Origin of the sequence: Rhodococcus sp. (in: high G+C Gram-positive bacteria), from assembly GCF_049591685.1 — a bacterium.
Taxonomy (GTDB): domain Bacteria; phylum Actinomycetota; class Actinomycetes; order Mycobacteriales; family Mycobacteriaceae; genus Rhodococcoides.
Genome location: NZ_JBAWFH010000448.1, coordinates 1 through 4,457, shown reverse-complemented (window position 1 = coordinate 4,457; position 4,457 = coordinate 1). Strand labels below are relative to the sequence as shown.

Below are 4,457 nucleotides of genomic sequence, written 5' to 3'. Positions count from 1 at the left end.
GCGTCGCACAGCGCGAAGGCGTGCAGGTCACCGAAGGTAAATCCGTGATCGAGCTCGCGGTCATCGTCACCGACAAGGGCGTCGCGCTCGACATCCTCCGGCACCAGGAGAGCGCGACCGCGGCGATCTTCTTCGGCGACGACGTCACCGACGAGAAGGCGTTCGCGCGCCTGCACGGACCGGACATCGGAGTGAAAGTCGGTACCGGCGACAGCGCCGCCGAATTCCGCATCGACAACACCGAACAGGTCGCCCTTGCGCTCGCCTTCCTGCTCGAGGAGCGTCGCCAGTGGTTGTCCGGAGCCGACGCGCCCCGCATCGAACGACTGACGATGCTGGCTTCCCCCAACTCCGTCGCACTGCTCACCCCCGACGCGAACCTGACTTGGCTGTGCCATCCCGAACCGGACTCCGCGGCAGTGTTCGCGCATCTGCTCGGCGGCGACGTAGCCGGGCACTTCAGCATCGGTCCCACCCGGGCCTCGCTCCCCCTCAGCCAGCAGTACGTCGACGGCACCATGACCGTGCAGACCAAGTGGGCGAGTCTCCAGGTGACCGACTACTTGCCGCACGACGTGTCGACCGGTCAGACATCGCTCACCCGCGTGATCACCGGCAAGGCCACAGCCATCGTGTCTTTCGCGCCACGACCCGAGTTCGGCAAGGTGTGGGTCCGCCTCGAGCCCGAGGACGACGGCCTGCGCATCTACGGCACCGCCGACCCGATGGTGCTACGCAGCCCCGGCGTCCGCTGGAACGTCGTCTCCGACGGCACCCAGGAAACGGCACACGCCCAGGTGGATCCGTCGAACGGACCGGTCGTTCTCGAATTGCGCATGGGCACCGACGATCTCGGACCGTTCCGCACACCCGAGCTCGACCGTCGCGTCCAGGCCGAGAGCTACTGGAAGGACTGGGCGGACAGTCTCACCCTTCCGCCGCTCAAGCGCGACCTGATGAAGCGATCGGCGCTGACGCTTCGCGGACTCGTGCACGCCGACTCCGGATCCATCATGGCCGCTGCCACCACATCGCTGCCCGAAGACATCGGGGGCGTCCGCAACTGGGACTACCGATACTGCTGGCTGCGCGACGCCGCCCTCACCGCGTCAGCTCTGGTCAACGTCGGGTCGACCACCGAGGCCGAGAACTACCTGTCCTGGGTACACGGTGTGCTGCAATCGGTTCCGGGCCCCGAACGCCTGCACCCGCTCTACACCATCTGGGGCCTCGGGCTTCCCCCCGAAGCCGTCATCGACGAGCTCCCCGGCTACGCAGGATCCCGCCCGGTGCGCGTCGGCAACGCCGCCAACCAGCAGGTGCAGCTCGACGTGTTCGGCCCGATCGTCGACCTCATCGCCTCGCTGGCACATGCCCGCCAGGCACAGGGCCTCAGCGGCAAAGAAGCACTGTCCGAGGATGATTGGTCACTCGTCAGGTCGATGGTCGAAGCCGTCGAACGCCGCTGGTCCGAACCCGACCACGGCATCTGGGAAATCCGCGGCAACCCGCGCCACCACGTCTACTCCAAGGTCATGGGCTGGATGACCATCGACCGCGCCATCACCCTCGCCGAAACCTTCGACCGCACCATCGAATCCAGTTGGCAGGCACTGCGTTCCACCATCCGCGCCGAAGTACTCGACCAAGGTTGGAGCGAGGAGGTGCAGTCCTACACCGCCGCCTACGACGGCACGGACCTCGACGCCGCGACCCTGCACATCGGACTGTCCGGGCTCATCGAACCCACCGACCCTCGCTTCGCAGCCACCGTCACCGCCACCGAAACCGAACTGCGCAGCGGATCGACCGTCTACCGCTACCACCACGACGACGGACTCCCCGGCGGCGAAGGCGGATTCCACCTCTGCGCCGCATGGCTCGTCGAGGCCTACCTGCTCATCGGACAGCGATCGGAAGCCGAAGCGCTGTTCACCCAACTCGTCAGCGCAGCCGGACCCACCGGCCTGCTCAGCGAGGAATACGACCCCGTCGCCGAACGCTCGCTCGGCAACCACCCCCAGGCCTACAGCCACCTCGGACTGCTGCGCTGTGCAGCGTTGCTGAGCGCCTGACGCGGTTTCCCTGCCCGCCCCCCCGGCATCGATGGCCCATTACAACGGCTGGACGGTTGCAACGGCCCATCGATGCGGGGGCGGGGGCGGGGGCGGGCGGTGGGCGGGTGGGGTCGGACGCTCAGCGAGCTGCAGGCGGAGCGGCCGAGGTGCGGCCTTTGACCAGTTCGGTCGGCAGGAATTCCGCGGCGACGACGCCGGAGCGCGAGGTGGACATCAGGAGCGCGCCTGCGCGTCGACCCTTTTCTTCCGCGTCCTGACGGACGGTGGTGAGGTTGTCGCGGATGGCATCTTCGACGCCGTCGAAGCCGGTGACCGTGAGCTGCTTGGGTACGTCGATGCCCGCCACCTTGGCGAAGTTGAGCGCTCCGAGCGCGAGGACGTCGGTGGTGCACAGCAGTGCGGTGGTGCGGCGATTGGCCTGCAGGGCTTGGGCTGCGGCCGAGTGCCCGGATCGCATGCTGTGGTCGAAACGTTCGACGACGGTGAGGGTGTCCGGGTCGAGTCCGGCTCCGGTCATGGCGTCCTTGACGCCGGCGATGCGCTCGCGTTGGACGTGAAAGTGACTGTTCTGCAGCCGCATCGGTGGTACGACGCCATCGCGCCGGTCGCGACCGAGTCGCATGCACAGTACGGCGATGTGCTCGTGGCCGAGTGCGATGACCTGGTCGGCGATGAGTTTCATGGCGGCTCGGTCGTCGATGGCGACGAGTGCTGCTTCGGGGACTCCGCGGGGCTGGTCACAGATGACGATGGGCAGGTGCCGGTCGCGTACTGCGGAGAGGTAGGGGTCGTCGTCGGCGACGGAGTAGACGACGAATGCGTCGACCCCTGCCTGCTGGACGACGGCTGCGGCCGCGGTGTCGTCGCGGTCGGGACCTGCAGGGATGAGGAGGAGGCCTTGCCCGGCTGCCTCGCACGATTCGGCGAGCCCTGCGAGGAACGCCATGGCGGCGGGGTCGCGGAAGGAGTAGCTGAGGGCTTCGGTGAGGACGAGTCCGACGGCGCCTGCTTTGCGGGTTCGCAGCGACCGTGCAACGGGGTCCGGGCCTGCGTATCCGCGCCGTTTGGCGGCCATCAGGACGCGTTCGCGCAGTTCGGGCGAGAGCTGGTCGGGACGGTTGTACGCGTTGGAAACCGTGGTTCGCGAGACCTTCAACTCGGCGGCGATGGACGCCAGTGTGGCCGGGCGTCGCGGCTCCCTCGACCTGGACATACTCGGACGGTAGTCGGTCAATGGGTCAGAAGTGAAAAAGAACGCCCTGTGTCCGATTCGATCGGTCGACGTGCCACGGCTACAGTACAACGGTAACCGTTTCCAATTGCATCTATTCGCTCACTTTCCAGGAGAGCCCCAGTGCGTCAGTCACGCCGTTCACGCAACCGCACCACGACCGCACTCGTGGGCATGACCTGCGCCGCAGCGCTCACCCTCAGCGCCTGCAGCTCGGACTCCGAGCCTGCCGACAGCTCCGCCCCCGCGACGGCTGTCGACGGCCCGATCACCGTCGTCGCGTCGACCAACGTGTGGGGCTCTGTTGCCGAAGCCGTCGCCGGTGACCTGGCCTCCGTCGAGTCCATCATCGCCGACCCGTCAGCCGATCCACACTCGTACGAGGCGTCCCCGGCCGATGCAGCCAAGGTCGCCGAGGCCTCGCTCGTCGTCTACAACGGCGGCGGTTACGACGAGTTCATCACCGACATCCTCGAGTCCGAAGGAAGCGGAGTTCCCTCGGTCAACGCCTTCGACCTCGTCGAGGAAAGTCACGGACACGAGGAAGAAGCCGAACCGGCAGCCGAAGCTCAGGCGTCGGAAGAGCCTGCTTCCGATGAGCACGGTCACGAGCACGGCGAGGTCAACGAACACGTCTGGTACAACGCCGAGGTCGCTGCAGCGACGGCCGAGTCGATCGCCGAAAAGCTCGGACAGCTCGATCCCGACAACGCCGCGCAGTACACCGCCAACGCGGAGACCTTCCACGAGCAGGTACACGGAATAACCGATGTGACGGCCACGATCGCCGCTGAACACCCAGGTGCACCCGTCGCGCAGACCGAGCCGATCGCGCACTACCTGATCGAAGAGTCCGAGCTGGACGACCGCACTCCCGAAGACTTCAAGAACGCGATCGAAGAAGGAAACGACCCGTCGCCTGCGTCCATCGCCGCGACCCGCGACCTGTTCACCGCCGATTCGGTACGGGCGCTCATCTACAACACGCAGACCCAGGATGCCGTCACCCAGGACATTCGCTCGACCGCCGAAGCAGCCGGCGTACCGGTTGTCGAGGTCACCGAGACGTTGCCCGAGGGCATGACCTACATCGAGTGGCAGACCAAGGCAGCGCAGGATCTCGAGGCAGCACTGAGTGCGTCCTGAGT

The 4,457-nt window shown here is 66.8% G+C and carries 3 protein-coding genes; 2 read left to right on the top strand and 1 reads right to left on the bottom strand.

From position 1 onward, the window contains the following. On the top strand, positions 1-2,075 hold a 2,075-nt coding region (locus WBQ44_RS18850; protein ID WP_495568194.1), incomplete at its 5' end, for a trehalase-like domain-containing protein. A gap of 121 nt (positions 2,076-2,196) precedes the next feature. On the opposite strand, the gene WBQ44_RS18845 is transcribed toward WBQ44_RS18850, so the two are convergent. Then, positions 2,197-3,291, bottom strand: a complete 1,095-nt coding sequence (locus tag WBQ44_RS18845) for a LacI family DNA-binding transcriptional regulator (RefSeq protein WP_495568193.1) — start codon at positions 3,289-3,291, stop codon at positions 2,197-2,199. Positions 3,292-3,483: 192 nt separating this feature from the next. Here WBQ44_RS18845 and WBQ44_RS18840 point away from each other — a divergent pair, with 192 nt between their 5' ends. Next, a complete protein-coding gene (locus WBQ44_RS18840) occupies positions 3,484-4,455 on the top strand; it encodes a metal ABC transporter solute-binding protein, Zn/Mn family (RefSeq protein ID WP_495568195.1) in 972 nt (323 codons plus the stop codon). The last annotated feature ends 2 nt before the right edge of the window (positions 4,456-4,457 follow it).